General features: G+C 30.5%; 24 protein-coding genes, 2 tRNA genes and 1 pseudogene. 16 read left to right on the top strand and 11 right to left on the bottom strand.

The features are described from left to right. The first annotated feature begins 2 nt into the window (after positions 1-2). From HGB55_RS01395 to HGB55_RS01375, 5 genes are all read left to right on the top strand, one after another. On the top strand, positions 3-2,120 hold the full coding sequence (locus HGB55_RS01395; RefSeq protein WP_168813907.1) for a glycoside hydrolase family 97 protein: 2,118 nt from the start codon (positions 3-5) through the stop codon (positions 2,118-2,120). A 10-nt stretch (positions 2,121-2,130) separates the two neighbouring features. Then, positions 2,131-3,498: an alpha-amylase family glycosyl hydrolase gene (locus HGB55_RS01390; RefSeq protein WP_168813905.1), complete on the top strand. Its 1,368-nt coding sequence runs from the start codon at positions 2,131-2,133 to the stop codon at positions 3,496-3,498. Between the two features lie 164 nt (positions 3,499-3,662). Continuing rightward, positions 3,663-4,649, top strand: a complete 987-nt coding sequence (pfkA, locus tag HGB55_RS01385; protein WP_168813903.1) for a 6-phosphofructokinase — start codon at positions 3,663-3,665, stop codon at positions 4,647-4,649. A 29-nt stretch (positions 4,650-4,678) separates the two neighbouring features. Then, on the top strand, positions 4,679-5,683 hold the full coding sequence (gene gap / locus HGB55_RS01380) for a type I glyceraldehyde-3-phosphate dehydrogenase (RefSeq protein ID WP_168813901.1): 1,005 nt from the start codon (positions 4,679-4,681) through the stop codon (positions 5,681-5,683). 19 nt (positions 5,684-5,702) lie between these two features. Next, positions 5,703-6,563, top strand: coding sequence for an N-acetylglucosamine kinase (locus HGB55_RS01375; protein ID WP_168813900.1), 861 nt, complete (start codon positions 5,703-5,705; stop codon positions 6,561-6,563). On the opposite strand, the gene murF is transcribed toward HGB55_RS01375, so the two are convergent. Together murF and gldJ are read right to left on the bottom strand one after the other, a co-directional pair. After that, a complete protein-coding gene (gene murF, locus HGB55_RS01370) occupies positions 6,549-7,808 on the bottom strand; it encodes a UDP-N-acetylmuramoyl-tripeptide--D-alanyl-D-alanine ligase (protein WP_168813898.1) in 1,260 nt (419 codons plus the stop codon). The genes HGB55_RS01375 and murF overlap by 15 nt on opposite strands. A 63-nt stretch (positions 7,809-7,871) precedes the next feature. After that, positions 7,872-9,521, bottom strand: coding sequence for a gliding motility lipoprotein GldJ (gene gldJ / locus HGB55_RS01365; protein WP_168813897.1), 1,650 nt, complete (start codon positions 9,519-9,521; stop codon positions 7,872-7,874). 452 nt (positions 9,522-9,973) lie between these two features. Between gldJ and porV the strand changes: the two genes are divergently transcribed. The 6 genes from porV to HGB55_RS01335 all read left to right on the top strand — a co-directional run bounded on the left by porV (position 9,974) and on the right by HGB55_RS01335 (position 14,015). Next, positions 9,974-11,116, top strand: coding sequence for a type IX secretion system outer membrane channel protein PorV (porV, locus tag HGB55_RS01360; RefSeq protein ID WP_168813895.1), 1,143 nt, complete (start codon positions 9,974-9,976; stop codon positions 11,114-11,116). Positions 11,117-11,136: 20 nt separating this feature from the next. Further along, entirely contained in the window at positions 11,137-11,619 is a 483-nt protein-coding gene (gene cdd, locus HGB55_RS01355; protein ID WP_168813894.1) for a cytidine deaminase, read from the top strand. 7 nt (positions 11,620-11,626) lie between these two features. Further along, positions 11,627-12,013 (top strand): group III truncated hemoglobin, encoded by a 387-nt coding sequence (locus HGB55_RS01350; RefSeq protein ID WP_168813892.1) that lies wholly within the window; start codon positions 11,627-11,629, stop codon positions 12,011-12,013. A 36-nt stretch (positions 12,014-12,049) separates the two neighbouring features. After that, complete coding sequence (locus tag HGB55_RS01345) at positions 12,050-13,114, top strand: 3-oxoacyl-ACP synthase III family protein (RefSeq protein WP_371807790.1); 1,065 nt, start codon at positions 12,050-12,052, stop codon at positions 13,112-13,114. Positions 13,115-13,178: 64 nt separating this feature from the next. Further along, positions 13,179-13,379, top strand: a complete 201-nt coding sequence (locus HGB55_RS01340; RefSeq protein ID WP_168813890.1) for a hypothetical protein — start codon at positions 13,179-13,181, stop codon at positions 13,377-13,379. A 12-nt stretch (positions 13,380-13,391) separates the two neighbouring features. Continuing rightward, positions 13,392-14,015, top strand: a complete 624-nt coding sequence (locus HGB55_RS01335) for a hypothetical protein (protein ID WP_168813888.1) — start codon at positions 13,392-13,394, stop codon at positions 14,013-14,015. Positions 14,016-14,044: 29 nt separating this feature from the next. Here HGB55_RS01335 and pafA read toward each other — a convergent pair whose 3' ends face one another. Next, the gene (gene pafA, locus HGB55_RS01330; RefSeq protein ID WP_168813887.1) at positions 14,045-15,733 is read right to left on the bottom strand and encodes an alkaline phosphatase PafA; all 1,689 of its coding nucleotides are present in this window, start codon (positions 15,731-15,733) and stop codon (positions 14,045-14,047) included. Positions 15,734-15,859: 126 nt separating this feature from the next. On the opposite strand from pafA, the gene HGB55_RS01325 reads away from it, so the two are divergent. The 4 genes from HGB55_RS01325 (at position 15,860) to HGB55_RS01310 (ending at position 17,629) form a co-directional block, all read left to right on the top strand. After that, positions 15,860-16,600 (top strand): ABC transporter permease, encoded by a 741-nt coding sequence (locus tag HGB55_RS01325; RefSeq protein WP_168813885.1) that lies wholly within the window; start codon positions 15,860-15,862, stop codon positions 16,598-16,600. Next, a complete protein-coding gene (locus tag HGB55_RS01320; RefSeq protein ID WP_168813883.1) occupies positions 16,601-17,368 on the top strand; it encodes an ABC transporter ATP-binding protein in 768 nt (255 codons plus the stop codon). Between the two features lie 62 nt (positions 17,369-17,430). Next, positions 17,431-17,503: transfer RNA gene (locus tag HGB55_RS01315), tRNA-Lys, on the top strand. A gap of 45 nt (positions 17,504-17,548) precedes the next feature. Then, a tRNA-Tyr gene (locus tag HGB55_RS01310) sits at positions 17,549-17,629 on the top strand. A gap of 34 nt (positions 17,630-17,663) precedes the next feature. On the opposite strand, the gene HGB55_RS01305 is transcribed toward HGB55_RS01310, so the two are convergent. The 5 genes from HGB55_RS01305 to HGB55_RS01285 all read right to left on the bottom strand — a co-directional run bounded on the left by HGB55_RS01305 (position 17,664) and on the right by HGB55_RS01285 (position 22,570). Next, positions 17,664-19,097 carry a DUF389 domain-containing protein gene (locus tag HGB55_RS01305; RefSeq protein WP_168813881.1) on the bottom strand — a complete coding sequence of 478 codons (1,434 nt, stop codon included), beginning with the start codon at positions 19,095-19,097 and terminating at the stop codon, positions 17,664-17,666. A gap of 11 nt (positions 19,098-19,108) precedes the next feature. Next, the gene (locus tag HGB55_RS01300) at positions 19,109-20,185 is read right to left on the bottom strand and encodes a mannose-1-phosphate guanylyltransferase (RefSeq protein WP_168813879.1); all 1,077 of its coding nucleotides are present in this window, start codon (positions 20,183-20,185) and stop codon (positions 19,109-19,111) included. A gap of 7 nt (positions 20,186-20,192) precedes the next feature. Further along, complete coding sequence (locus HGB55_RS01295; protein ID WP_168813878.1) at positions 20,193-20,780, bottom strand: SprT-like domain-containing protein; 588 nt, start codon at positions 20,778-20,780, stop codon at positions 20,193-20,195. Between the two features lie 3 nt (positions 20,781-20,783). After that, on the bottom strand, positions 20,784-21,464 hold the full coding sequence (locus HGB55_RS01290) for an SDR family oxidoreductase (RefSeq protein WP_168813876.1): 681 nt from the start codon (positions 21,462-21,464) through the stop codon (positions 20,784-20,786). Positions 21,465-21,532: 68 nt separating this feature from the next. Beyond that, on the bottom strand, positions 21,533-22,570 hold the full coding sequence (locus HGB55_RS01285; RefSeq protein ID WP_168813874.1) for a glutaminyl-peptide cyclotransferase: 1,038 nt from the start codon (positions 22,568-22,570) through the stop codon (positions 21,533-21,535). A 119-nt stretch (positions 22,571-22,689) separates the two neighbouring features. On the opposite strand from HGB55_RS01285, the gene HGB55_RS01280 reads away from it, so the two are divergent. After that, positions 22,690-22,941 carry a type B 50S ribosomal protein L31 gene (locus HGB55_RS01280; RefSeq protein ID WP_168813872.1) on the top strand — a complete coding sequence of 84 codons (252 nt, stop codon included), beginning with the start codon at positions 22,690-22,692 and terminating at the stop codon, positions 22,939-22,941. Positions 22,942-23,090: 149 nt separating this feature from the next. Here HGB55_RS01280 and HGB55_RS01275 read toward each other — a convergent pair whose 3' ends face one another. The 3 genes and pseudogenes from HGB55_RS01275 to pdhA form a co-directional block, all read right to left on the bottom strand. Further along, complete coding sequence (locus HGB55_RS01275; protein WP_168813870.1) at positions 23,091-23,558, bottom strand: HAD family hydrolase; 468 nt, start codon at positions 23,556-23,558, stop codon at positions 23,091-23,093. Between the two features lie 80 nt (positions 23,559-23,638). Beyond that, positions 23,639-24,895: pseudogene (locus HGB55_RS01270) on the bottom strand (pyruvate dehydrogenase complex dihydrolipoamide acetyltransferase); the annotation flags it as partial. 7 nt (positions 24,896-24,902) lie between these two features. Then, positions 24,903-25,895 (bottom strand): pyruvate dehydrogenase (acetyl-transferring) E1 component subunit alpha, encoded by a 993-nt coding sequence (gene pdhA / locus HGB55_RS01265; protein ID WP_168813867.1) that lies wholly within the window; start codon positions 25,893-25,895, stop codon positions 24,903-24,905. Between the last annotated feature and the right edge of the window lie 54 nt (positions 25,896-25,949).

Genomic DNA, 25,949 nt, shown 5'->3' with positions numbered 1-25,949 from the left:
ATATGAAATTAATAAAAATGAGTGTATTGTTGGTAACGGTTTTACTTTTTTCATGTTCAGAAAAATTTGGAGTTCAGAAAGTGAGTTCTCCAAATGAAGCTGTGCAAGTTGAATTTGAAATTAACATAGAAGGAGTGCCAACGTATAAAGTAGTATATAAGGATAATGATGTTATTAAAACATCTTCTTTAGGATTCGATTTAAAAGATGCTCCTCCATTGTCGGAAGGTTTCGAAATTTTAAATGTTACCAAGCAAAATTTTAACGAAACTTGGGAAATGCCTTGGGGTGAGCAATTGGAAGTTGAGAATAATTATAACGAACTGAAAGTTGAATTGCAGGAAACAAAAGAACTTCAACGTAAATTAAACATTGTTTTTAAAGTTTATAATGATGGAATTGGTTTTAGATATGAATTTCCTGAACAGCAAAATTTAACCGATGTTATTATTACTGATGAAAATACGCAATTCAATTTAACAGGGAATCATAAAGTTTGGTGGATTCCCGGAGATTGGGATATTTACGAGCATTTGTACAATACAACTAAATTTACCGAGATTGATGCTTTGTCAAAAGCTAATCATAGCAATTTAGCACAAACATATATTCCTGAAAATGCAGTTAATACACCAGTTACGATGAAAACAGATGAAGGTTTATATTTAAGTTTTCATGAAGCAGCATTGGTAGATTATTCGGGAATGACATTAAAAATAGACAAAGAAAAGCTGGCAATGCAAAGCGAGTTGGTAGGATCTGAGCGCACAGGTTATAAAGTAAAAAGAACAGTACCTTTTAATACACCTTGGCGTACAATTCAAATTGCTGAAAAACCGGGCGATTTAATTGAATCAAAATTAATTGTCAATTTAAATGAACCTAATAAATTAGGAGACATTTCATGGTTTAAACCAACAAAATACACAGGAATTTGGTGGGAAATGCACTTAGGCAAATCTACTTGGGATTATGGAATGACTCAAGATATGGGAACTTGGATAAATGATGGTAAGGCTCATGGGAGACATGGAGCAACAACTGAAAATACAAAAGCGTTTATAGATTTTTCAGCAAAAAACAATATAGGAGCTGTTTTGGTAGAAGGTTGGAATACAGGCTGGGAACATTGGATTGGTTTTGAAGATCGTGAAGGCGTATTTGATTTTGTAACACCTTATCCTGATTATGATATTGAAGAAGTTGTTCGTTACGGTAAAGAAAAAGGTGTTGAAATTATTATGCATCATGAAACCTCTGCCGCAACCGAAACCTATACTAAACAACAAGATGCTGCTTTTGGACTTATGAAAGATTTAGGTATGCATACAGTTAAAACCGGCTACGTTGGTAAAATATTGCCAAAAGGTGAATACCATCATGGGCAATATATGGTAAATCATTATAACAATACGGTAATTAAGGCTGCTAAATACCAAGTAGCAGTTAATGCTCATGAGCCTATAAAAGCAACAGGTTTGCGTAGAACGTATCCAAATACAATTTCTCGTGAAGGTTTGCGTGGACAAGAATTTAACGCTTGGTCTTCAGACGGTGGAAATCCACCGGAACATTTGCCAATTATTGCTTTTACACGTATGTTGGCCGGGCCAATTGATTATACGCCTGGAATATTTGATATCAAGTTTGATCAATATAAAAAAGACAATCAGGTAAATACAACTATAGCTCAGCAATTAGCATTGTATGTGGTTATATACAGTCCTGTTCAAATGGCAGCAGATTTAATTGAAAATTACGAAGGTAACCCGGCTTTACAATTTATTAGAGATGTTGGTGTTGATTGGCAACAAACCAAAGTTTTAAATGGTGAAATAGGCGATTTTGTAACCATTGCCAGAAAAGAAAAAAATACAGAAAATTGGTTTGTGGGTGGTATAACCGATGAAAATGCAAGAGAAATGGAAATTTCATTTGATTTCTTATCACCTAATACAACTTATGAAGCTATAATTTATGAAGATGCTGAAAATGCGCATTGGAATGATAATCCAACAGCTATAAACATCAGAAATATAGAAATTACGAATCAATCAAATTTAAAATTAAAGCTGGCTCCGGGAGGTGGCTTTGCAATTAGTTTAAAACCAAAAAAATAAAACTTTAACAATGAAAAAACTATTTTATATACTATTTTTAGCGACAATTTTAGTGTCATGTAAAAATGAAAATAAGCCTATGCAGAATACAAATCAACCCCAAGTAATTGTAAAAGAAGCTATTACTGATGAAGCGTTAGAAAATGCCGTAATTTATGAAGCAAATATTCGTCAATATTCACCGGAAGGAACTTTTAAAGAGTTTACAAAAGACATTCCACAATTAAAAGAATTAGGAGTGAAAATCATCTGGTTAATGCCAATTTATCCCATTTCGTCAACCAAAAGTAAAGGTAGTTTGGGTAGCTATTATGCTATAACCGATTATACTAAGGTAAATCCTGAATTTGGTAATCTAAATGATGTTAAAGAATTAGTAGAAACAGCACATGAAAATGGCATATTTGTAATATTAGATTGGGTGGCCAATCATACAGGTTGGGACCATGTTTGGATAAAAGAACATCCGGAGTATTATACAAAAAATGAAGCCGGTGAAATTACACATCCTGTTGGAACTGACTGGACCGATGTGGCTGATTTGAATTATGATAACCAAGAAATGCGTGCTGTAATGCTGGAAGATATGAAATATTGGTTGGAAGAAGTTGATGTTGATGGTTTTAGATGTGATGTTGCAGGGATGGTTCCTGTAGACTTTTGGGAGCCTACGGTTGCCGAATTAAAAAAAGTAAAACCAATTTTTATGTTGGCAGAAGGTTGGGAACCTGAATTATTAAAGAACGCTTTTGATATGGGTTATAACTGGGATTCGCATCATAAAATGAATCATATTGCGCAAGGAAAAGAAACTGTAAAAGGTTGGAATGAAAGAATGGCTCAAATTGATACATTATATCAAAATGATGATATTTTAATGAATTTTGTAACCAATCACGACGAAAATTCATGGAACGGAACCGTTAAAGAACGTATGGGTGATGCTTCAGAAGTTATGATGGCACTAACGTATTGTGCTCCCGGTATGCCATTAATCTATAGTGGTCAAGAGTATGATATGAATAAACGACTTTTATTTTTTGAAAAGGATACTATTATTAAAAATAAAGGTAAAGCATGGCCGTTATTAGTAAAGTTAGGCGAATTAAAAAACAATAATAAAGCACTTAACGGAGGGAAAGATGCAGCTTCTTATACAAAAATAAATTCTTCTGATAATGATAAAGTGTTGATATTTTCTAGAGAAAAAGAAGCTAAAAAAATAACTTTTATGGCTAATTTGTCTGATAAAGAGGTCACATTTACATGTGATAAAGAAGGGAAATCGGTTGATTTTTTTACTGATAAAACAATTGAATTTTCAAAACAAAAACCGTTAACATTCAAACCTTGGGAATATAAAATTTTGATAGATTAAATTAATTTTTAATATATTGATAATAAAATGTTTAATTTTGTTGAAGAAGTTAAATTTTATCTTCTTTTTTATATGAATTTAAGCGAAATCGTTTTAGTGAATAATAGTTGATTTTATAGGAAAAAAACGCATTTAAAAGTACTTTTGGGGTATAATTTTAAACAATGAATGAACCAATAAAAAAAATAGCGGTTTTAACTTCCGGAGGCGATGCTCCGGGGATGAATGCAGCCATTCGTGCTGTTGTTAGAGCTTGTACTTATTATAGAATTGAATGCGTTGGGGTTTATAGAGGTTATCAAGGTTTAATAGAAGGTGATATAGAACCACTTACTGCACGAGATGTTAGTAATATAATCAATAAAGGTGGTACTATATTAAAGTCAGCACGTTCTATGGAATTTAAAACCAAAGAAGGAAGAGCTAAAGCTTATGAGAACTTAAAAAAACATGGTGTAGGAGCTCTTGTATTAATTGGTGGTGACGGAACATTTACCGGTGGATTAAAATTTATTGAAGAATTTAATTTTCCATTAGTTGGTATTCCAGGAACTATTGATAATGATATTTATGGAACTGATAACACAATAGGGTACGATACAGCTTTAAATACCGTAGTTGAAGTAATTGACAAAATTAGAGATACTGCAAGTTCACATAACAGATTATTCTTTATTGAAGTTATGGGACGCGATGCCGGATTTATAGCTTTAAACACCGGTATTGGAGCAGGAGCTGAAGAGATTTTGATACCTGAAAAAAATCTAGGGCTAGACAGGCTGGTTGAATCACTTAAAACAAGTAAAGAAACAGGTAAAACATCTAGTATAGTTGTTGTTTCAGAAGGTGATAAAATCGGTAAGAACGTTTTCGAGTTGGCAGACTATATTAACGAGCATTTTCCTCATTACGATATTAGAGTATCTGTTTTAGGACACATGCAAAGAGGAGGTTCTCCAAGTTGTTACGACAGAGTTTTAGCCAGTAGATTAGGTGTTGCAGCAGTAGAAGCTTTATTAGATCGTTCAACGGGTGTTATGATTGGTATAACGAATAATGAAGTTTCAATGGTTGGTTTAGATAAAGCAATTAAAATGAACCACGATATAAATAAAGAATTACTTAAAGTTGCTGAAATAACTTCAGTATAAAAATAGATTAATAAACTAAAATAATAAAAATGTCAACAATGAAAATTGGAATTAACGGATTTGGTAGAATTGGTAGAATTGCTTTTAGAGTAGCAATGACAAGACCAAACTTAGAGGTTGTAGCAATCAACGATTTGTTAGAAGTTGAACACCTAGCGTATTTATTAAAATACGATTCAGTTCACGGTAAATTTAATGGTGAAGTAGAGGTTAAAGATGGTCACTTAGTTGTAAACGGGAAAACTATTAGAGTTTCTGCTGAGCGTAATCCTGCAGATTTAAAATGGGATGCAGTTGGAGTAGATGTTGTATTAGAATGTACAGGAATTTTTACAACTTTAGATATGGCACAAGCTCATATTACTGCAGGTGCTAAAAAAGTGGCAATTTCTGCACCTTCTAAAGATGCTCCAATGTTTGTAATGGGTGTTAACCACACTAAAATTACTCCAAGTGATACTATTGTTTCTAACGCATCATGTACTACAAACTGTTTAGCTCCATTAGCTAAAGTTATTAACGATGAATTCGGAATTGTTGAAGGTTTAATGACTACAGTTCACGCTACAACTGCAACTCAATTAACAGTTGATGGTCCTTCAAGAAAAGATTTTAGAGGAGGTAGAAGTGCAATTGCTAACATTATCCCGGCTTCTACCGGAGCAGCAAAAGCAGTAGGTAAAGTAATTCCTGAATTAAACGGAAAATTAACAGGTATGGCATTTAGAGTTCCTACTCCTGATGTTTCAGTAGTTGATTTAACTGTTAGAACTAAAAAAAGTGTTTCATTTGAAGAAGTTTTAGCAACACTTAAAAAAGCTTCTGAAAATGAATTAAAAGGTGTTTTAGGGTATACTGAAGAAGATGTTGTATCTCAAGACTTTGTTTCTGAGCCAAGAACTAGTGTTTTTGATGCCGGAGCTAGTATTGCTTTAAATGATAATTTCTTTAAACTAATCGCTTGGTACGATAACGAGTTTGGTTATTCAACAAAATTAATTGATTTAGCTGAGTACGTAAACTCTGTAAAATAATAAATCTAAATTGTAAAAAATGGTTCTAATAGCAGATGGAGGCTCTACAAAAGCCGATTGGATTTTATTGAATAAGTCAGGAGTACAGGTATTTAAAACCAGAACTGGTGGTTTAAATCCGGCTGTTTTCTCAGAAGCTTTGTTAAAAAGCAGAATTGAAGAAAATGAAGATTTAACCAAGTGCAAAAATGAAGTAGAAGAAGTTTACTTTTATGGTGCAGGTTGTGGAACTGAAAAACCAACATTACTTCTAAAATCTATATTCGAATCATTTTTTACAAATGCTAAAGTTGATGTAAAAGAAGATACTTACGCAGCAGCTTATGCAGTTACTACAAATCCGGGAATGGTTTGTATTTTAGGAACCGGTTCTAACAGTTGCTATTTTGATGGTGAAAAAGTTGATGTTAGAATTGCTTCGCTTGGATATATTTTAATGGATGAAGCCAGTGGTAATTATTTTGGTAAAAAATTAATAAGAGATTATTACTATGGAAAAATGCCAAAAGATTTAGCAATTAAATTTAGTGAACAATTTAATTTAGAAGCTGATGTAATTAAACGAAATATTTATAAAGAAGAAAATCCGAACACGTATTTAGCTCATTTTGCTGAATTTATATTCAAAAATGAGCAAAATGCATACTTTAATAAAGTATTGCGTAAAGGAATTAAAGAATTCTTTAAAAATAGAGTATTACCATACGAAGAGTCTAAAAAAGTTCCTGTACATTTTGTAGGTTCTATAGCTTTTTTTGCTAAAGATATTATTGCTGATGTGGCTAAATATCATTTGGTAGAACTTGGAAATATAGTTAGACGACCAATAGATGGTTTAATTGAGTATCATAGAGAAAAATTAAAGCTAGAGCAACTCTAAAACTCTTTCTAAAGCCATACCTCGAGAACCTTTAATAAGTATTGTAGTATTATCAAGGTTGAAGTTTTTAATTGAATTTTTAAAAGATTCAAAACTTTCATAAACAAAAGCATTTTTTACACTGGTTGTAGAAAATGCTTTTCCTATTAAATACACTTTATTAAAGTTAAAAGAAGTAGCTAATTCAGCAATTTTTTGGTGTTCAAAGTTACTATTTTCACCTAACTCAAACATATCTCCTAAAATAACCATTTTATGAGTATCTTCTAGTTGATTGAAATTTTCAAGTGCTGCTTGCATGCTGCTTGGATTTGCATTATAGGCATCGAGAATAATTTTAAACGATTCTTTTTGGATAATTTGAGATCTGTTATTAGTTGGAATATAACTTTCAATAGCTTTTTTTATATCGTTTACAGGAACGTTAAAATAATTACCAATGGTTAGTGCTACTGATATATTTTTGTAATTGTACTTACCAATAAGATTACTTTTAATTAAGGTGTTTTTGAATTTAACTTTTACATATGGATTAGCTTCTATAAATTCTATGTTTTCAGAACTAAAGTTTATGCAATCTATTCCGTTAGATTTTTTTACTTGAATTTCATCATCACTATTTATAAAAACTTTTCCTTTAGTGTCTTTAATAAAATTATATAGTTCTGATTTTCCTTTTATAACACCTTCAAAACTACCGAAACCTTCTAAATGAGCTTTGCCAAAATTTGTAATATATCCGTGAGTTGGTTCTGCAATTTTACATAAAAATTCAATTTCATTTAGATGATTTGCACCCATTTCAATAATACCAATTTCAGTACTTGGCATTATTGATAATAAGGTTAACGGTACACCAATATGATTATTTAAATTCCCTTGAGTTGCTGTAGTCTGGTATTTTTGTGATAAGACAATATTTATGAGTTCTTTTGTGGTTGTTTTACCATTACTTCCGGTTAATGAAATAATTGGGATGTTAAGTTGTTTTCTATGAAAATTAGCTAAATTTTGTAGTGTTTGTAACACATTATCTACCAAAATTATATTTGGATTTGTTTTGTATTCAGCTTCGTCAATAATTGCATAATTAGCACCGCTTTTAAGGGCATCTACAGCAAATTTATTTCCATTAAAATTTTCGCCTTTTAAAGCAAAAAACATGCTATTTTTTCTAATTTTTCTAGTATCAGTATCTACTAAATAATTTTGAGTATATAAAGTATATAATTCTTCAATTGTCATAGTTTAAATATAAAAAAACCTCACAGATAAATCGGTGAGGCATAAATTTATGGAATAATATTTTTAATATCTAGGTTTTGTAGTTGTAGGTTTTCTTCGTTTATATGTCATAGGTCCTAATCTATCCGTTGCACAACGGAAACCTATGTAATTTGTAGCCATATACTCAGGTAAATATCTACGTTGAGATGGGTCTAGCCAATATTCTCTATCTTTCCAAGAGCCTCCTTTATAAACACGAGATTTATCACTAATTAAAGTTGTACGATGCTCGGTATCATACTTTTGCATTATAAAACCACTTTCACCAATTTCTCTTGGTTTAATAGGTGAGTTATACATACGGGGTTTTGTTTCTAATTCGTCTTCATTTTTATAGTAAACTTTTGTAGAAGCTAAATCTCCATCTTTTGAGTCTATATTATAAGCCTTCTCATAATTATTTCTCATATAAGCATCACGTTTAGTAATAGGGATGTATTTAAGTGTTCCAGGTAATGCTTTTGGAACAATATTTCCATTATCTAAAGTATCATATTCGATGGAGTTATCATCAACCATAACAACTTTTCCTTCTTGGTCAATCATTTTTTTAGTAAAAATATTCCCTCTAAAATAATTAAAATCATTAGCATCGTTGTCAATTATTGGTCTGTAAACGTCAGCAACCCATTCGGCTACATTTCCAGACATATCGTATAAGCCAAAAGCATTTGGATCGTATGATTTTACAGCAATAGTTATATCGGCACCATCGTTACTCCAACCGGCTATACCACTATAATCACCTTTACCTTGTTTAAAATTTGCTAACTGGTCTCCTCTAAATTTTTTAGATTTGTTGCGTGTGTATTTACTATTCCAAGAATATTTTTTTCTTCCTCTAGTGTTATTATATTCTCTATTTTCAATTTCAGCTTTTGCTGCGTATTCCCATTCAGATTCAGTTGGCAATCTAAATTTAGGAGATAGAATGCCATCAGAAGTTTTAGGAAATCGGTCTTTAAATTCGCCTTTGTTTTTCCAAATTGTAGAATCTCCTTCAAAAAGTAAATATGGATTCGCCAAATAAGGATCTGTACTGAAGTGCTTGCCTTTAATATCCATTGAGTCAAGCTCAAATACCGGATTTAAAATATCTTTATCCATCAATATTTTTTCATTGACTCTATCGGTTCTCCATTTACAATATTGATTTGCTTGAATCCAACTAACACCAACAACAGGGTAATCTGCATAGGAAGGATGTCTTAAATAATTTTCTGTAAGTAGTTCATTAAAACCTAATACATCTCTCCAAACAAGTGTATCCGGCACTGCAGATTGGTAAATGTTTTTGTAATTTTCGTCACTTGGAGGAAAAACTTTTTCAATCCATTCTAAATAAAATAAATATTCGGCATTTGTTACTTCAGTTTCATCTAAATAAAATGAACGTACTTGTTGTTTCACAGGTGTTGTATTCCAATCAAACATAACGTCATCTTGTACATGTCCCATTGTAAAAGTTCCTCCTTCAATTAAAACCATTCCAGGAGGAGCTTTTTGACCTTTGTATTTAGCTTCACCCATAAAACCAGCTGCTTTTTTATCTTTGGAACTCCACCCGGTGAGTGATACATTATTTCTACTAGTTCTATTGTGACAACTCACAAAAGATAAGATAATTAATGATGCTAGTAATAACTTAGAAAAGCTATATATATTTTTCATATTCATTTCAATCTTAATAGGGTTTAATGTTTTGCAATTTACATTAAATAAATTTTTTCGCAAGAAATTTTTTTAATTATGTTTTTTTAACGAATCTTTTCAATATTTATTATATAAAAGAGATAGTTAAGTATAAATTATATTCATTTTTTTGTTAAATTTTATTTACAATTAGAGTATATATGTTTAAGTTAGTATTTTAAACAAACCAATTTAGCTATTCTTGAACATAATATTTAATTTAGGTTGTTTAACAATAATTATATATGTATAACGTTAAAATTTCTTATATAGAAGTGTTCAATATGCATAGCATAGCTTATTTAAATAATAATGATAGGTGGAATATTATATTAAGTGTTTATAAATAAGGTTGTTAGTACAAAAAGCTAAAAAACAATTTTATTTCTATAATAATTTAAGATATTTGTTAAGTAAAATTTAATCGATTAATGAGAAAATTTATAGTATTATTTATAATTACTTTAGGAGTTATTTTCGAAATTAAAGCTCAAGAAGTACCAAATCCAATTACAACAGCAGCACCATTTTTATTAATAGCACCAGATGCAAGAGCAGGAGGTATGGGTGATATCGGAGTAGCAACTTCACCTGATTCAAACTCTCAACATTGGAATGCATCTAAATTTGCATTTATGTCCTCACAATTTTCGGTAGGAGTTATTTATACACCATGGTTAAGAGAACTTACAAACGATGTTTTTTTAGGTGGTTTTTCTTTTGCAAACCGAATTGATGAAAGAAGTGCTTGGGCAGCAAGTTTAAAGTATTTTAATTTAGGACAAATTGATTTAACTGATATAAACGGCGCACCGGAAGGTACAGAGAAATTAAATGAATTTTCTCTTGATGGTTCTTACTCATTAAAATTAAATGAAACCTATGCTATGGGTGTAACCTTGCGTTATATTCGTTCCGATTTAGGTATTGAGTCTGCCAATTCAACAATTAGTCCTGTTAATACATTTGCGGTTGATATTTCCGGTTATTTCCAATCAGAAGAAAGTAATTATGGAAATTTTAATGGAGTTTGGAGAGGTGGTTTTAACATTTCTAATATAGGACCTAAAGTATCTTATTCTGATGATGGTCAAGATAATTTTATTCCAACTAATTTAAAAATTGGTGGTGGTTTTGATTTTATACTAGACGGTGATAATAAAGTGAGCTTAAATTTAGAAATAAATAAATTGCTTGTTCCTACGCCAAGTGTATCAATTAATGATGATGGAGAACCTCCATATATACAAGAAGATGTTAGTTTTTTTAGTGGAATATTTAAATCGTTTGGTGACGCTCCTGATGGAGGCAGTGAAGAACTAAAAGAATATACTTGGGCATTAGGTGCTGAGTATATGTACGATAATTCATTTGCACTAAGAGCTGGTTATTTTAATGAAAGTGATATGAAAGGAGCTCGAAAATATTTTACAATTGGCTCCGGATTTAAATTTAAAAGTACACGAATGGATATTTCATATTTATTTAATTCTTCTGATATTAATAATCCTCTGGAAAATACACTTCGTTTTTCACTATCGTTTGATTTTGGAGATTTATACGAGGCATATTAATAATGTAACAGCAATTTTTAATGAAAAAAGTTGAAATTAAAACTCAAATTACCGTATTCGATTCAATTAATGAACTACCGGATTTAGCCAAAAGTTTAATGAATAAAGCTATTGAAGCTAAACAAAAAGCATACGCACCATATTCAAAATTTACTGTAGGTGCAGCACTTCTTTTAGAAAACGGCAAAATTATTATTGGTAATAATCAGGAAAATGCAGCTTATCCTTCAGGAATTTGTGCTGAACGTGTTGCAATATGGAAAGCATCTTCCGATTTTCCAGACATTAAAATTTTAAAATTAGCAATTTCAGCAAGTTCTTCTTCCCAAATAGTAAAAGAACCCGTTGCTCCTTGTGGAGCTTGCAGGCAAACACTATCAGAATATGAAATAAAACAAAAAGATACGATTGAAGTTTATTTTATGGGTCAAGAAGGCAAAATAATAAAAACAGATTCGGTATTAGATTTACTTCCAATTGCTTTCGACAAGTCGTTTTTATAATGATTTTATGAAGAAAGATATTGAAAATAGAGAAGATCTTTATTTATTGGTAAAATGCTTTTATGTAAAATTGATGAGTGATGAAAAAATGTATCATTTTTTTGAAGATTTTACCAATCCAAAACTATTAGAAGAGCACTTACAAATACTTGTAGATTTTTGGGATAACATTCTATTTTATTCGGGTGGGTATCGTAAAAATGCCATGGAAATTCACCAAAAATTACATCAAAAAACATCCATTAATTCCAATCACTTTAATTGTTGGTTATCAGACTTTAATGCTACAGTTGATGACATGTTTGAAGGTGAAAATTCGCATGCAATAAAGTTAAGAGCACTATCGATAGCCACCGTAATGAAAATCAAAATTTCAGAGTCAAATAATTCGTAGATTTTTAAATTTACCGTTCAAAAATAAATTATGATAATAAATTCAGTAATAACAGGTACAGGAAGTTATATTCCTACACTTGTAAAAAAGAATTCAGACTTTTTAACTAATAAATTTTTAAAAGAAGACGGCAGTCCATTTGAATATGAAAATGAAGTGGTTATTGAAAAATTTAGAGCAATTACAGGAATTGAAGAAAGGCGCTACGCTACTAAAGATTTAAACTCTTCAGATTTAGGGTATTTTGCCGCTAAAAAAGCAATTGAAGATGCAGGAATTAACCAAGAAGATTTAGATTATATAATTTTAGCTCACAATTTTGGAGATGTAAAAAGTGCGGCGATACAAAGTGATATTTTACCTAGTTTAGCCTCTAGAGTTAAATACAGGTTAGGTATTAAAAACCCAAAATGTGTTGCGTACGATATTTTATTTGGTTGTCCAGGCTGGATACAGGGTGTTATTCAGGCAGAAGCATATATTAAAGTTGGTATAGCCAAAAAATGTTTGGTTATTGGAACTGAAACACTGTCGAGAGTTATTGATGATCACGACAGAGATTCTATGATTTATTCTGACGGAGCAGGAGCATGTATTGTTGAAGCAGAAGAAAACTCCAGTAAAAAAGGAATTTTAAGTTATGCAGCTCAAACGGATACATTAGATGAATGCTATTATCTGTTTTTTGGAAACTCTTTTGATAAAACGGATGATCCGGATGTAAGGTATATAAAAATGTATGGGCGCAAAATATACGAGTATGCATTAAATAATGTTCCTTTAGCAATGAAAGCAGCCTTAGATAAAAGTGAAATAGATATAAAAGATATTAAAAAGATATTTATTCATCAGGCAAATGAAAAAATGGATGAAGCTATAATTAAACGATTTTATCGTTTGCATAAGATGCCGGTTCCTAAAAATGTGATGCCTATGAGTATTCATACTTTGGGAAATAGTTCTGTAGCAACTGTACCTACCTTATTCGATCTAATTAAAAAGGGAGAAATAGAAGATCAAGAAATACATAAAGGAGATATTGTAATTTTTGCATCAGTAGGAGCAGGAATGAATATAAATGCAATAGTTTATAAATATTAGCGTTCATTAATTATATATGTGACAAATTAGTGTCTTATTAATATTAATTATTAAATATATTTCTATGAAAAAACTTTTAATTTTAATGACAGCACTATTTATTTTTGGAGCTTGTACCAATAATAAAAAGGAAGAAGAAAAAAAAGTAGAAGAATCAATTCAAAAAATAGATTCAATAGCTACCGATGTACAAGAGTCTACTAAACAATTAGATGAAACAGTAAAAGAGGTTGAAGATGCAGTTAAAGAATTAGACAGTATTTAAAATAGCGCAATTATGAAGAATTTAAAATTTATTGTATCAGTACTTTTGATTTTTGCTTTTGTTGGAGTTAGTACAATCAATGCTCAACAAAAAAAGAAAGAACCTAAAAAAGAGCATGTTGAAAAAGCAAAAGAAATGAAGGAAAAGAAAGAGCAGAAAATGAAAGATGTTGATGATGAAATGAAAGAAAAGAAGGATAAAATGATGAAAGAAAAGGAAGATAAGATGAGAGAAGGAGAGGGAAAAATGAAAGAAAAGAAAGAGCAGGTTCAAGAAAAAATGGATAAAGGTAATGAGTATGGAAAGCAAAAAGGAGACATGAGCGGAAGAGAATTTGGAAAAATGAGATCTGAACAAGCCAAAAATAAAGTGAAAGATAAAGAGGATAAAATTCGTGAAAGTGATGAGGTTGTGAGATCAGGTAGAGAAAAAGTTCAAAAAGCTAAAGAAAGGTTAAATGAAGAAAAAGAAAAGAAAAAAATAACCAAAGAAGAAGCCATACTTAAAGAAGAAAAAATTAAAAAAGCAGAGCAAAAACTAGATGAACTTGATGAAAAAGTTGAAAAGGAAAAAGAAAGAGTAAAAAAAGAAAAAGAGGAGTTAGAAAAAATATTAATTCCTGAAAATAATCAATAAAAAAAAGCCCTCATTTTGAGGGCTTTTTTTTATTTTAAAACTTCAATAATGGTTGTTCCTGTACAACCATTTGGTTCGGTAATATTTAATAAACTTGAAATAGTTGGAGCTATATCAACAATTGGGTAATAAACATCCGATTTTCCTTGTTTGATGTTGTTTCCATAAAAAATTAATGGCACATGAGTGTCATAAATATATCCGGAGCCATGAGTAGTTCCGGTTTTAGAGTAAGTTACCGTTGATGGATTAGGGATAAATAATACATCACCTGAAAATTTTTGGTTATAGCCTTTTTGAAGTATTTGTAATATACCTGATGAAAAACTTGTTGATTGTAATGTAAGTGCTGTAACAGATTTATAGACGTTTTCAAAACTGATGATCTCATCGGCTATTACCTGAGATACTTTATGAACGTCTAAATTCAATTCTCTTATTTTATCTTTATTTAAAAATATTTGATAGTTAGAGATATCTTCTACCAAATCAGAAGAATTAAAATATTTTAAAGTAATATTATTTACATAATCTTCAAATTCACTTGCATTAAAATAGCCTGCAGGAATTTTTAAAGAATTTAAGTAAGAAGGAACTTGTACAGCTGCATGATCGGCAGTTAAAAAAAGCGTATATTTATTTTTACCTACTTGTGTATCTAAAAAATTTAAAAGTCTTTCTAAGTCTTTATCCAATCTAATATAAGTATCTTCTAACTCTTTTGCATTAACTCCAAATTGATGACCAACATAGTCAGTACTCGAGTAACTAATTGCTATAAAATCTGTATAATCCGATTTACCTAAATTTTCTCCAATTATAGCGGCTTCAGCAAAATCGGTTGTAATTGAATTTCCTGCAGGAATCCCTTTAATTAAGTTGTAATTACCATTTGTTTTTCTTAATTCGGCTAAATTATAAGGAAAAGTAGGTGTGTTTTTTCCTTTAAATAATCCTTCAAACTCATTATTGTCTGGTAAAGTTTCAGTATATGTTGAAATGTCATAATACGTATCCCAAGTTTCATTTAAATAATTGTTTGCTTTACCCGAATTATTAAAATCGGTTACCCAACTAGGTAAATTATTCATATAAAAAGTACTACTTATAAATTTTCCTACATCACCTCCTTCAAACCAATAGGCAGCATTTGCTGTATGCCCTGCGGGTAAAATAGCAGACCTGTCTTTAATGGCTATTCCTATAGTTTTGCCTTTCATATTTTGTGCTAAATGTAGCTGATCGGTAATGGTAGTGGTTAACATTCTGTGAGGCGATTTATTTCCTCCGGAATTTGCTCCAACGGTTTGATAAGAAGCATCATCAACACAATAAATAGATTTTTTTTCATATTTATCATACCAGTTATTAGAAATAATTCCATGATTTACAGGTGTTGTTCCTGTATATATTGATGTATGTCCAACAGCTGTATAAGTAGGAATATAATTATAATGAACATTTTTTAAATTATAGCCATCATTCATTAACCGTTTAAATCCGCCATCACCATATTTATCATAAAATTTAACTAAATAATCATACCTCATTTGATCAACTACTACACCAACAACAAGTTTTGTTTTAGGTTGATTTGTTTTTTCAACAACAGTTACATTCGAATTTTTAACAGGTGTGGCAGTGGTAGTGCTTGATTTTACAGCGATACATTGTATAAACGTAAAGCCTACAAAAATTAATAAAAATAGTTTCTTCATTAGAAATTAGTTTAAAAGAATAAATATTTTCAAAATTACTATTTTTTTAATGGGTAATATTAAATTTATGTTACAAAAGGAATATACCTTACATTAATTTAATATTTTAGCCAAAAAGTAATTTAAATGAACTACATAGAACATGTTGGAAAGTATTTTTTAATGCTGAAACAAGTTTTTAAAAAGCCTCAAAAATGGTCAGTTTTTAAAGAAATGTTCTTTAGAGAAATTGAAGATTTAGGTTTAAAATCATTAGGAATAATAGTTTTTATTTCATTTTTTGTAGGAGCGGTAATTGCTATACAAATGGCTTTAAATGTTGATAATCCGTTTATACCCAAATTTATTATCGGTTTTGCAACAAGGCGATCGGTTATTTTAGAATTTGCACCTACATTTATGTCTGTTATTTTAGCAGGTAAAGTTGGTTCATATATTGCTTCAAGTATTGGAACAATGAGAGTTACGGAACAGATAGATGCGTTAGAAGTGATGGGAATTAACTCTTTAAATTATTTAGTATTACCTAAAATTATTTCTACATTATTATTTTATCCTTTACTCATTTTATTAGCTATGTTTTTAGGAATACTGGGAGGGTATTGTGCGGGTTTATTAACCGATTTATTTTATAGTGAAGATTTTTTATATGGTATTCAATTTGAATTTAATCCGTATTATGTAAAATATGCAATAATAAAAACATTGGTTTTTGCTTTTGTAATAGTAACTATACCTGCTTATCATGGCTACTATGTTAAAGGAGGTTCTTTAGAAGTTGGAAGAGCAAGTACACAAGCTGTTGTTTGGACTAGTGTTGTTATAATTTTATTAAATTATTTTTTAACTCAAATGCTTTTAGGTTAAATGATAGAAGTTAAAAATTTATATAAGGAATTTAAAGAAGTACCTGTTTTAAAAGGAATTTCCACAACATTTGAAAAAGGAAAAACCAGTATGATTATTGGCCAGAGCGGATCGGGTAAAACGGTTTTTTTAAAATGCTTATTAGGATTACATATTCCTGAAAAGGGAATTATTTCTTTTGACGGAAGAAAGCATACAGAATTAGATATTAAACAGCAAAGGCAATTAAGACAAGAAATTGGGATGGTGTTTCAAGGAGGTGCTTTATACGATTCTTTAACTGTAGAAGAGAATGTAATGTTTCCTTTGAAAATGTTTACAAAAAAAACATATTCTGAAATGTTAGAGCGTGTAAATTTTGTGTTGAACAGGGTACATTTAGATAATTCAAATAAAAAATTCCCGGCAGAATTATCAGGCGGAATGCAAAAACGTGTGGCAATTGCAAGAGCAATTGTAATGAATCCAAAATATTTATTTTGTGACGAACCAAATTCAGGTTTAGACCCAAATACAGCGATTGTAATTGATAATTTAATTCAGGAAATTACAAAAGAATATGAAATGATAACTGTAATAAATTCACATGATATGAATTCGGTTATGGAAATTGGAGAAAAAATTATTTTTTTAAAAGATGGTGTAAAAGCGTGGGAAGGAACCAATAAAGAGATATTTAAAACTGAAAATGAGGCGATTGTAAATTTTGTATATTCTTCTAATTTATTTATGAAAGTTAGGGAAGCATATTTAAATGAAACAAAATAGAAAAGAAGTTTGTTTTTTTAAAAATTACCTTTATATTTGCACCCGCTAAAAAGGAAAAAAATGACCTGGTAGCTCAGTTGGTAGAGCACCTCCCTTTTAAGGAGGTGGTCCTGGGTTCGAGCCCCAGCCCGGTCACTAAAACTTCTCATTATTAGAGAAGTTTTTTAGTTTAAAAACTAAGGTGAGATACTCAAGTGGCCAACGAGGGCAGACTGTAAATCTGCTGCGCAAGCTTCGGAGGTTCGAATCCTCCTCTCACCACAAAAAAAGCGAGCAAATAATTTGCTCGCTTTTTTTATTCTTTATTAACAATTAAAGTATCTAAATTTAAACGGGTTTTAAGCCATTTTTTTAAGAGTATTTCTTGTTGTGAAGTATTTGGTACAGTATCATACCATTTTGCATTAAATACCGTTATAGTGTCTATAGTATTAAAATTAGTTTTAATAACTTTAGCAAAGCTTAATTGAGATAAACCGTTGTAATTTATTTGAGCTTCTTTGCTAACTTGAACAAAAGGAATTTGAGAGTTGTAATACTTAGATAATTCTAATTCTAAAAGTTTAATTCTGTCTTCCTTTTCTTTGATAGATTCATCACGTGAAGAAATAATTTTCTGATTTTGGGTATATAAATCGGTTAAGTTTTTCACTTCATTTCTAATGTCAGAATCATCTATACCTTGATGCACAATTAAACTGGTATTATCTAACCCATAATCAGGAAGTTTAGCAACCCAATTTTCAATTTCTTCTTTTCGTAATTTATTACCATAAACCACAAGTGTAACACTTCTTTTTTTGTAATTGATATTTTTGTCTTCTTCATCAATAATACTAATTCCTGTCTCTTTTATATCATTTATTAACTTTTGGGCATTTTGTTTAAATTGGTCTTCTTTTAATAAATTAAGAAACATATACACACTACCTGCTAAAACAATAAAAGCTATAAAAGAAGCTATTTGTGAAATGCGTTTTCTTTTAGCTGAATTTATATATTTTACCATTGGAAAATGTAGAAATTTTACAATTACAAAGGTTGCCAAAGCAATAAAAATAGTGTTAATTGTAAATAAAAACATAGCGCCTCCAAAGTAACTTAAATTCCAGGTTGCTAAACCGTAACCTGCAGTACATAAAGGAGGCATTAAAGCTGTTGCTATAGCTACACCTGCTATAGTATTTGTTTGTTGGTTTCTTCTACTTAGTGCAATAATTAATGCCAAACCACCTGCAATTGCAATAAAAACATCGCGAACATCAGGTGCGGTTCTTGCTAAAAGTTCGGGAGTTTCAGTTCTAAATAAAGGAATTAAAAAGAATATAAATGAAGTTGCTAAACTAAGTCCAACCATAACGCCTAAGTTAATTAAAGAGCGTCTTAGTGTATCAACATCGTTAATACCTATAGAAAGGCCAATTCCTAAAATTGGACCCATTAAAGGCGAAATAAGCATGGCTCCAATAACAACAGCCGTACTGCTAACATTTAAACCAATAGAGGCTATTAAAATTGAAAAAACCAAAACCCAAGCGGTATGGCCTTTCATAGATATATTTCCTTTAATATCTTCAATGGTGCCTTTTTTGTCGGTATCATTCCTAATATCTAACAAGTCTTTTAGAAAAGCTTTTATACTTTCCCAAATATTTTTAAAGTCACTCTCACTATTAGGTGTGTTAGAGTTTGAATGATTAGTTGATTGGTTTGAAGGGATATTTTCCATATTCAATTTTATTATACAAATTTATCTCCAAATTTTACTTTAACTTCTTCGGTTATTTGTTTGATTTCTTGTTCTTTGTCTTTTGGGAAGATTAAAATAACATCTTCTTTTTCAACTACAATATAATCATTTAATCCTTGTATTACAACACGTTTTCCTTTTTGAGTTTTTACTATATTATTTTTGGCATCCCTAAAAATAATTTCTCCTCCAACAGTAGCGTTTTGGTTTTCATCTTTTCCTAATTTATTGTATAAAGAACCCCAAGTGCCTAAATCATTCCAATCAAAGTTTATAGGTAAAACAAAAACATTTATTGCTTTTTCCATAATACCAAAGTCAATTGAAATATTTTCTGAACACGCATAGTTTTCTTCAATAAAATTTTCTTCTGTTTTAGTATTGTAACAAGTATTTCCTTTTTGAAATAGATCAAACATTTCAGGTAAAAAAGTTTCAAAAGCCTTTAAAATACTTTTTACACTCCAAACAAAAATACCTGCATTCCAAAGGTAATCTCCGCTCTCTAAAAACTGTTTTGCGGTTTCAAAATTAGGTTTTTCAGTAAAGTTTTTAACTTCTTTTAATGCGTTTTCCGATTGTTTAAATTGTATATAACCATAACCTGTATTGGGATGTGTTGGTTGGATACCTAGTGTTAACAAAGCATCATTTTCAGTACAAAAATCAAACGATGTTTGTATGTTTTCTAAAAACTCACTTTCATTTTCAATCCAGTGATCGGATGGAGCTACAATCATTATTCCATCAGGGTTTTCATTATAAATTTTAAATGCACTGTATAAAATGCATGGTGCCGTGTTTCGCATGGCTGGTTCTAAAAGCAATTGTTTTTTTGTTGCTTTAGGTAATTGTTTTAAAACCAAGTCTTCATATTTTTTGTTTGTCGCAATTAAAATATTTTCTGAAGGAATCAAATTTTCAAAACGGTTGAATGTTTTTTGTATAAGTGTATTACCTGTCCCTAACATATCATGAAATTGTTTTGGGAATTTTTGTGTACTTATTGGCCAAAAACGAGATCCAACACCACCAGCCATTATAACTGCATAATAATTTTTGTTCATAGTTGTTTTATTGTTTTTTTACTTCGGCATTTTGATTGAATAAATAAATTTTGTTTGTTGATAGTTCAACACATTCAAAACGCGTTCGTCTTATATTTCCTTTTTTATAGGTTTTGTTATTAAATGTAAAAATACTACCATGTTGAAGCTCAAAGATAAAATTCTTTCCTGATATTTTATCATACTGATTTAATACATATGTTAAATTTACATCAGCTCCTGTACTTGCTTTGGGGTTTTTAAGGTATTTTGCTAAATGAGGAAGTATATTTTGTGGATAAATATTAGGTTGTAAAAAAGGAAGCATTAAATATTGAAAATTACGTTTCCACTCAATTCCGTGAGGTTTCACATTTTTACTTTTTTTGTAGGTCACAAAATGGGCTATTTCGTGTATTAATGTAAGTAAAAACTGGTATTTATTTAAAGTTTTATTTATTGTTATTTGAAATTTCCCATCAACAGTTCTTTTAAAATCACCATGTTTGGTATTTCGTTTATTTACTATTTTTATTTTTATAGGGTGTTCTATCAGAATTTCTTCAACTAAATCAACAGCATTTTCAGGGATGTATTTTGAAAGTGTTTCAATCATAAATTATGGCGTTGTTGAAGAAACTTGCAATATTTTTCCATTATAGTATTTATGCCCTGTAGTTGCAAAATTAAAAAAATATTGTGCCATTTCTTTTGCTGAAACAGGAGCTTTATAACCGGGGAATGCTTCTTCTAACATTTCTGTTTGTACAGAGCCCAGTGCAAGTGCGTTAAATGCTATTTGTTGTTCTTTATATTCTTCAGCTAACAATTCAGTGAGAGTTAGTAAAGCTCCTTTTGAAGAGCTGTATGCAGCTAATCCAGGAAATTTAACACTTCCTTGTACACCACCAATACTGCTTATATTAACTACATGACTTCCTTTGGTTAAGTGAGGTATAAGTTGACGAGTTAACTCAGCAACAGCAAAAACATTTACTTTATAAACCTCTAAAAAATCTGATGAATTTAATTGCTGAAAAGGTTTGTTTATTAATTTACCTGCATTATTAATAAGTATGTCAACAGTTTTCCGGTTATTGGAAACAAAATCAATTACTTTTTTAATATCTTCTTCTTTTGCTAAATCAACAGAAATAGAGGTTATATTTTTTAAGTTCAACTCATTTAAAGGAGTTGTATTTCTTGATAAAGCTAAAACTTCATAATTATTATTAGCAAAAATCTGAGCCAGTTCAAATCCAATTCCTCTACTAGTTCCTGTTAATATTACATTTTTCATATTTCATTAAAAATTAAACGTTGGTAAACGCTAATATTGGTAAAAATTACTTAATTTATTATTAAAATTTATTTTTTTAGTAATTCAATTTCATAAAGTTTACTCCAATGTTTACCTGTAACAAACAGCCTGTTATTTTCTTTATCAAATGCTATTCCGTTTAAAACTTCATCATCATCTACAAGTTTTTGCTCTTTTTCAATTAAATCTTTTAAACCGTTCAAATCTGCAACACCTTCAACTTTTCCGTTTTTTGGAGTAACAATTAATATCGAATTTTTTTGCCAAATATTAGCGTAAATTTTACCGTTAATATATTCAAGTTCGTTTAATTTTTCAACTTTTTGTTTATTTGTGTAAGCTTCAATGTAGTTTTCTTCCAATAAAGTATCTGGATTCAGAAACCAAATTCGTTCTGTACCATCGGTCTTAATCAGTTTTTTACCGTTGTTGGTTAATCCCCAGCCTTCACGACTTTTAGTGTATTTAAACTCACTTTCTTTTTCAAAAGTTTCTAAGTTGTACACAAAACCAATTCCGTTTTGCCAAGTTAGTTGATAAAGTTTATTATTTAAAATAGTGATTCCCTCTCCAAAATATTTATCATCCAAATCATAACTTTGAAGTACTTTACCGGTTTTTAAATCTACTTTTCTTATTGATGAAGTTCCTTTTCTGCCGGTACCTTCATATAAAAATCCGTTATAATATTCTAAACCCTGGGTGTAAGCACTTTTGTCGTGAGGGTACGTGTTTATAACTTTATAAGTATAAATTTCCGGACCTTCATCAGCCATAAAATATATAGGTTTAGTTACTTTTTTAGTTTTATTTTTATAAAAAACTATAGCAGTTAGTGTATGCTTTCCAAGTCTATAATCGTTAATTTTCAAACTTGTAGTATTTGCTGTAGCATATATTTTTTTACTATCAATAGAAAATTGAACCGAATCAATAGGATTATTGTTTTCTTCTGATATTGAAATTTTTAATTCTTGGTTAATTTGAATTTGTTTAGGAGAATTTAGTATAAATTTGTACTCACTATTGCAAGAAAATAGTGATATTGAAATAGCAAGCAAGCTTATAAAAAGTTTATGTGACATAATTAAAACTAAGATTTGTAAATATTTATGTAAATAAAATAAATTAATTGTTTGAATTTTCAAAAATATAGTTAAATTTGCAGTCTCAAAAATAAAAATAGATTTAAAACGAGTTTACGATGAAAAAAGGTATACATCCAGAAAATTATAGAATGGTAGCATTTAAAGATATGTCTAATGAAGATGTATTTTTGACTCGTTCAACAGTAAACACTAAGGAAACTATGGAAGTAGATGGTGTTGAATACCCTTTAGTAAAATTAGAGATTTCAAGAACTTCACATCCATACTACACAGGTAAAACTAAATTGGTTGATTCTGCTGGACGTATTGACAAGTTCAAAACTAAATATGCTAAATTTAAAAAGTAATTTTAGTTTAAAAATTATACAAAAACCTTCACAATTGTGGAGGTTTTTTTGTTTTTGGGCGTTCCTTCACTAGTATTTCGACTACGCTCAATAACCGTTCGGTCGGGCTTTGCGCGTTACACGGTAACTTGCTCCAATCCCTAACGCATTTAATTTCGAAGTGTAGCAATTAATTTATTTGGAATTGTAAGTAATTCAAATGCATCAATAATACTTTTACATAAAATATCAGCACTTAATAAATTTTTAGTATAAATACCTTCGTTTTCTAAAATTCCAATACCAATAATACTTTCTTTCAACATTAGCTCATCATTTCTTCCATTTCCAAAAGCTACGGTATTTTCAGGGTTTAATTTGCGTATCAATTTTAATTTTTGGTCAGCCTGATTGTTTTTCTCTATTTTGATAACAGTACACTTGGTATTTTGCAATTCTTTTTCAACAGTACCAAAAGTATCGGCAGTAATTACGTAAACTGAAATTTTTTCACTTAGTTTATTTATTAAAATATCTACACCTTCAATAAGTTTTCCGTTATTAGCTATAGTTCCATTATAATCACAAACTAAATGATGAATTTCAATTTTTTTAAAACCTGGAATATCTACAATCATACTTAAAAATTTGAATAAAGTTATAAAAAAACCCATTGCGTTTAACACAATGGGTTTTTAATATTATTAAAATAAGGTAACTACGCAAGCATAGTTACAGGATTTTCAATATATTCTTTTAGTGTTTGTAAAAATGCTGAACCGGTTGCGCCATCAACAGTTCTATGATCGCAAGCCAAAGTAACTTTCATAATATTTCCTACAACAATTTCGCCGTTTTTAACCACTGGTTTTTGAACAATTGCACCTACAGATAAAATTGCAGAGTTTGGCTGATTTATAATTGAAGTGAATTCAGTTATACCAAACATTCCTAAGTTTGAAACTGTAAATGTACTGCCTTCCATTTCAGCAGGAGTTAATTTTTTAGATTTAGCTCTTACAGCCATATCTTTAACAGCAGCACCAATTTGAGTCATACTCTTTTGGTCAGTAAAAGGAATAACTGGAACAACTAACCCATCTTCTACAGCAACAGCAACACCAACACTAACATGATGGTTGATACGTATTTTATCGTCAAACCATTGAGAATTCACTTTAGGATGCTTTTTTAATGCCATAGCACTTGCTTTAACAACCATATCATTGAATGATACTTTTGTGTCTGGCAATTCATTAATAACTTTACGAGAAGCAATAGCATTATCCATATCAATATCTAACATTAGATAATAATGTGGAGCTGTAAATTTAGATTCGGCTAATCTGCGAGCAATGGTTTTACGCATTTGAGAATTTGCAGTTTCTTCAAAACTTATTTCACCGACAGAAATTGCAGGGGCAACAGAAGTTGAAGCAGCAGTTGGCACATAATTTTCTACATCACGTTTTACAACTCTTCCATTTTCACCAGTACCTGTTATACTTGCTAAGTTAATACCTTTTTCTTCAGCTATTTTTTTTGCTAAAGGAGAAGCTACAACTCTATCTGATGTATTTGTTGTAACAGGAGCCTGAGTTTGAGTTTGAGCAGTTGCAACAGCAGGAGTTTCCTTAACTGTAGTAGAAGTTTCAACTTTCTTCTCTTCTTCTTTTACAGGAGCTTCCTCTTGCGCTGGAGCAGCAACTTTAAAATCTTTAATAATAGCATCAATATCTTCACCTTCTTCACCAATAATAGCTAAAAGCGAATCTACAGGTGCGCTTTCGCCATCTTTTAAACCAATATATAAAAGAGTACCGGCATTAAAAGATTCAAATTCCATTGTTGCTTTATCAGTTTCAATTTCAGCAAGAATATCACCTTCTGAAATTTTATCACCTACTTTTTTCAACCACTGTGCTACAACTCCTTCAGTCATTGTATCACTTAAACGTGGCATTGTTATAATTTCTGCCATTTTATCTATGTTTTAGAAACGGATAATCTTCTTGTTCGTATACTACATCATATAAAAGTTGTTTATCTGGGAATGGAGATTCTTCAGCGAATTTTTGGCATTCCTCAACTTTATCTTTTACATCTTTATCCCAAGCTTTAATTTCAGCTTCTGTAGCGTATTTTTTTTCTTTGATAATATCTAATACCTGTGTAATCGGATCAATTTTACGATATTCCTCAACTTCTTTTTTAGTTCGGTATTTTTGAGCATCACTCATTGAATGTCCTCTATAACGATATGTTTTCATTTCTAAGAACGTTGGTCCGTCACCTCTTCTTGCACGTTCAATAGCTTCATGCATAGCTTCAGCAACTTTTACAGGATTCATTCCGTCAACAGGTCCACAAGGCATTTCGTAACCTAAACCAATTTTCCAAATATCTTCATGGTTTGCAGTACGCTCAACTGATGTTCCCATGGCATAACCATTGTTTTCGCAAACAAAAACAACCGGTAATTTCCAGTTTATAGCCATGTTAAAAGTTTCGTGTAAAGAACCTTGACGAGCAGCACCATCACCAAAATAGGTAATTGTTACACCATCTCTTTCAAAATACTTATCAGCAAAAGCTAAACCGGCGCCTAAAGGTATTTGTCCTCCAACAATTCCATGTCCACCATAAAAATTATGTTCAGGAGAAAATATGTGCATAGAACCTCCCATACCGTGTGAAGTACCTGTTTCTTTACCTAATAATTCTGCCATGATCCTTTTTGGATCAACACCTAAACCGATAGGTTGAACATGGTTTCTGTATGCAGTAATCATTTTGTCATTTTTCTCCATTGCATGTAATGCACCTGCTAAAACAGCTTCCTGTCCGTTGTATAAATGTAAAAAACCTCTCACTTTTTGTTGAATATAAAGAGCAGCTAGCTTATCTTCAAATTTTCTCCAAAAAAGCATATCTTTATACCAATCGATATAGGTTTTTTTGGTTATTTTTTTCATATATAAGTAATATTAGTTTAAGATGAACTGCAAAAATACTACTTTGCTTAATAG

Origin of the sequence: Lutibacter sp. B1 (assembly GCF_012524075.1) — a bacterium.
GTDB lineage: Bacteria > Bacteroidota > Bacteroidia > Flavobacteriales > Flavobacteriaceae > Lutibacter.
The sequence above is the reverse complement of the archived record's forward strand: the minus strand, read 5'-3'. Positions and strand labels throughout refer to the sequence as shown.

What these genes read in the sequence shown, in the direction of transcription:
- HGB55_RS01395 (WP_168813907.1), top strand. Translation starts at nt 3, where the DNA reads ATGAAATTAATAAAAATGAGTGTATTGTTGGTAACGGTTTTACTTTTT.
- HGB55_RS01390 (WP_168813905.1), top strand. Translation starts at nt 2,131, where the DNA reads ATGAAAAAACTATTTTATATACTATTTTTAGCGACAATTTTAGTGTCA.
- pfkA (WP_168813903.1), top strand. Translation starts at nt 3,663, where the DNA reads ATGAATGAACCAATAAAAAAAATAGCGGTTTTAACTTCCGGAGGCGAT.
- gap (WP_168813901.1), top strand. Translation starts at nt 4,679, where the DNA reads ATGTCAACAATGAAAATTGGAATTAACGGATTTGGTAGAATTGGTAGA.
- HGB55_RS01375 (WP_168813900.1), top strand. Translation starts at nt 5,703, where the DNA reads ATGGTTCTAATAGCAGATGGAGGCTCTACAAAAGCCGATTGGATTTTA.
- murF (WP_168813898.1), bottom strand. Translation starts at nt 7,808, where the DNA reads ATGACAATTGAAGAATTATATACTTTATATACTCAAAATTATTTAGTA.
- gldJ (WP_168813897.1), bottom strand. Translation starts at nt 9,521, where the DNA reads ATGAAAAATATATATAGCTTTTCTAAGTTATTACTAGCATCATTAATT.
- porV (WP_168813895.1), top strand. Translation starts at nt 9,974, where the DNA reads ATGAGAAAATTTATAGTATTATTTATAATTACTTTAGGAGTTATTTTC.
- cdd (WP_168813894.1), top strand. Translation starts at nt 11,137, where the DNA reads ATGAAAAAAGTTGAAATTAAAACTCAAATTACCGTATTCGATTCAATT.
- HGB55_RS01350 (WP_168813892.1), top strand. Translation starts at nt 11,627, where the DNA reads ATGAAGAAAGATATTGAAAATAGAGAAGATCTTTATTTATTGGTAAAA.
- HGB55_RS01340 (WP_168813890.1), top strand. Translation starts at nt 13,179, where the DNA reads ATGAAAAAACTTTTAATTTTAATGACAGCACTATTTATTTTTGGAGCT.
- HGB55_RS01335 (WP_168813888.1), top strand. Translation starts at nt 13,392, where the DNA reads ATGAAGAATTTAAAATTTATTGTATCAGTACTTTTGATTTTTGCTTTT.
- pafA (WP_168813887.1), bottom strand. Translation starts at nt 15,733, where the DNA reads ATGAAGAAACTATTTTTATTAATTTTTGTAGGCTTTACGTTTATACAA.
- HGB55_RS01325 (WP_168813885.1), top strand. Translation starts at nt 15,860, where the DNA reads ATGAACTACATAGAACATGTTGGAAAGTATTTTTTAATGCTGAAACAA.
- HGB55_RS01320 (WP_168813883.1), top strand. Translation starts at nt 16,601, where the DNA reads ATGATAGAAGTTAAAAATTTATATAAGGAATTTAAAGAAGTACCTGTT.
- HGB55_RS01305 (WP_168813881.1), bottom strand. Translation starts at nt 19,097, where the DNA reads ATGGAAAATATCCCTTCAAACCAATCAACTAATCATTCAAACTCTAAC.
- HGB55_RS01300 (WP_168813879.1), bottom strand. Translation starts at nt 20,185, where the DNA reads ATGAACAAAAATTATTATGCAGTTATAATGGCTGGTGGTGTTGGATCT.
- HGB55_RS01295 (WP_168813878.1), bottom strand. Translation starts at nt 20,780, where the DNA reads ATGATTGAAACACTTTCAAAATACATCCCTGAAAATGCTGTTGATTTA.
- HGB55_RS01290 (WP_168813876.1), bottom strand. Translation starts at nt 21,464, where the DNA reads ATGAAAAATGTAATATTAACAGGAACTAGTAGAGGAATTGGATTTGAA.
- HGB55_RS01285 (WP_168813874.1), bottom strand. Translation starts at nt 22,570, where the DNA reads ATGTCACATAAACTTTTTATAAGCTTGCTTGCTATTTCAATATCACTA.
- HGB55_RS01280 (WP_168813872.1), top strand. Translation starts at nt 22,690, where the DNA reads ATGAAAAAAGGTATACATCCAGAAAATTATAGAATGGTAGCATTTAAA.
- HGB55_RS01275 (WP_168813870.1), bottom strand. Translation starts at nt 23,558, where the DNA reads ATGATTGTAGATATTCCAGGTTTTAAAAAAATTGAAATTCATCATTTA.
- pdhA (WP_168813867.1), bottom strand. Translation starts at nt 25,895, where the DNA reads ATGAAAAAAATAACCAAAAAAACCTATATCGATTGGTATAAAGATATG.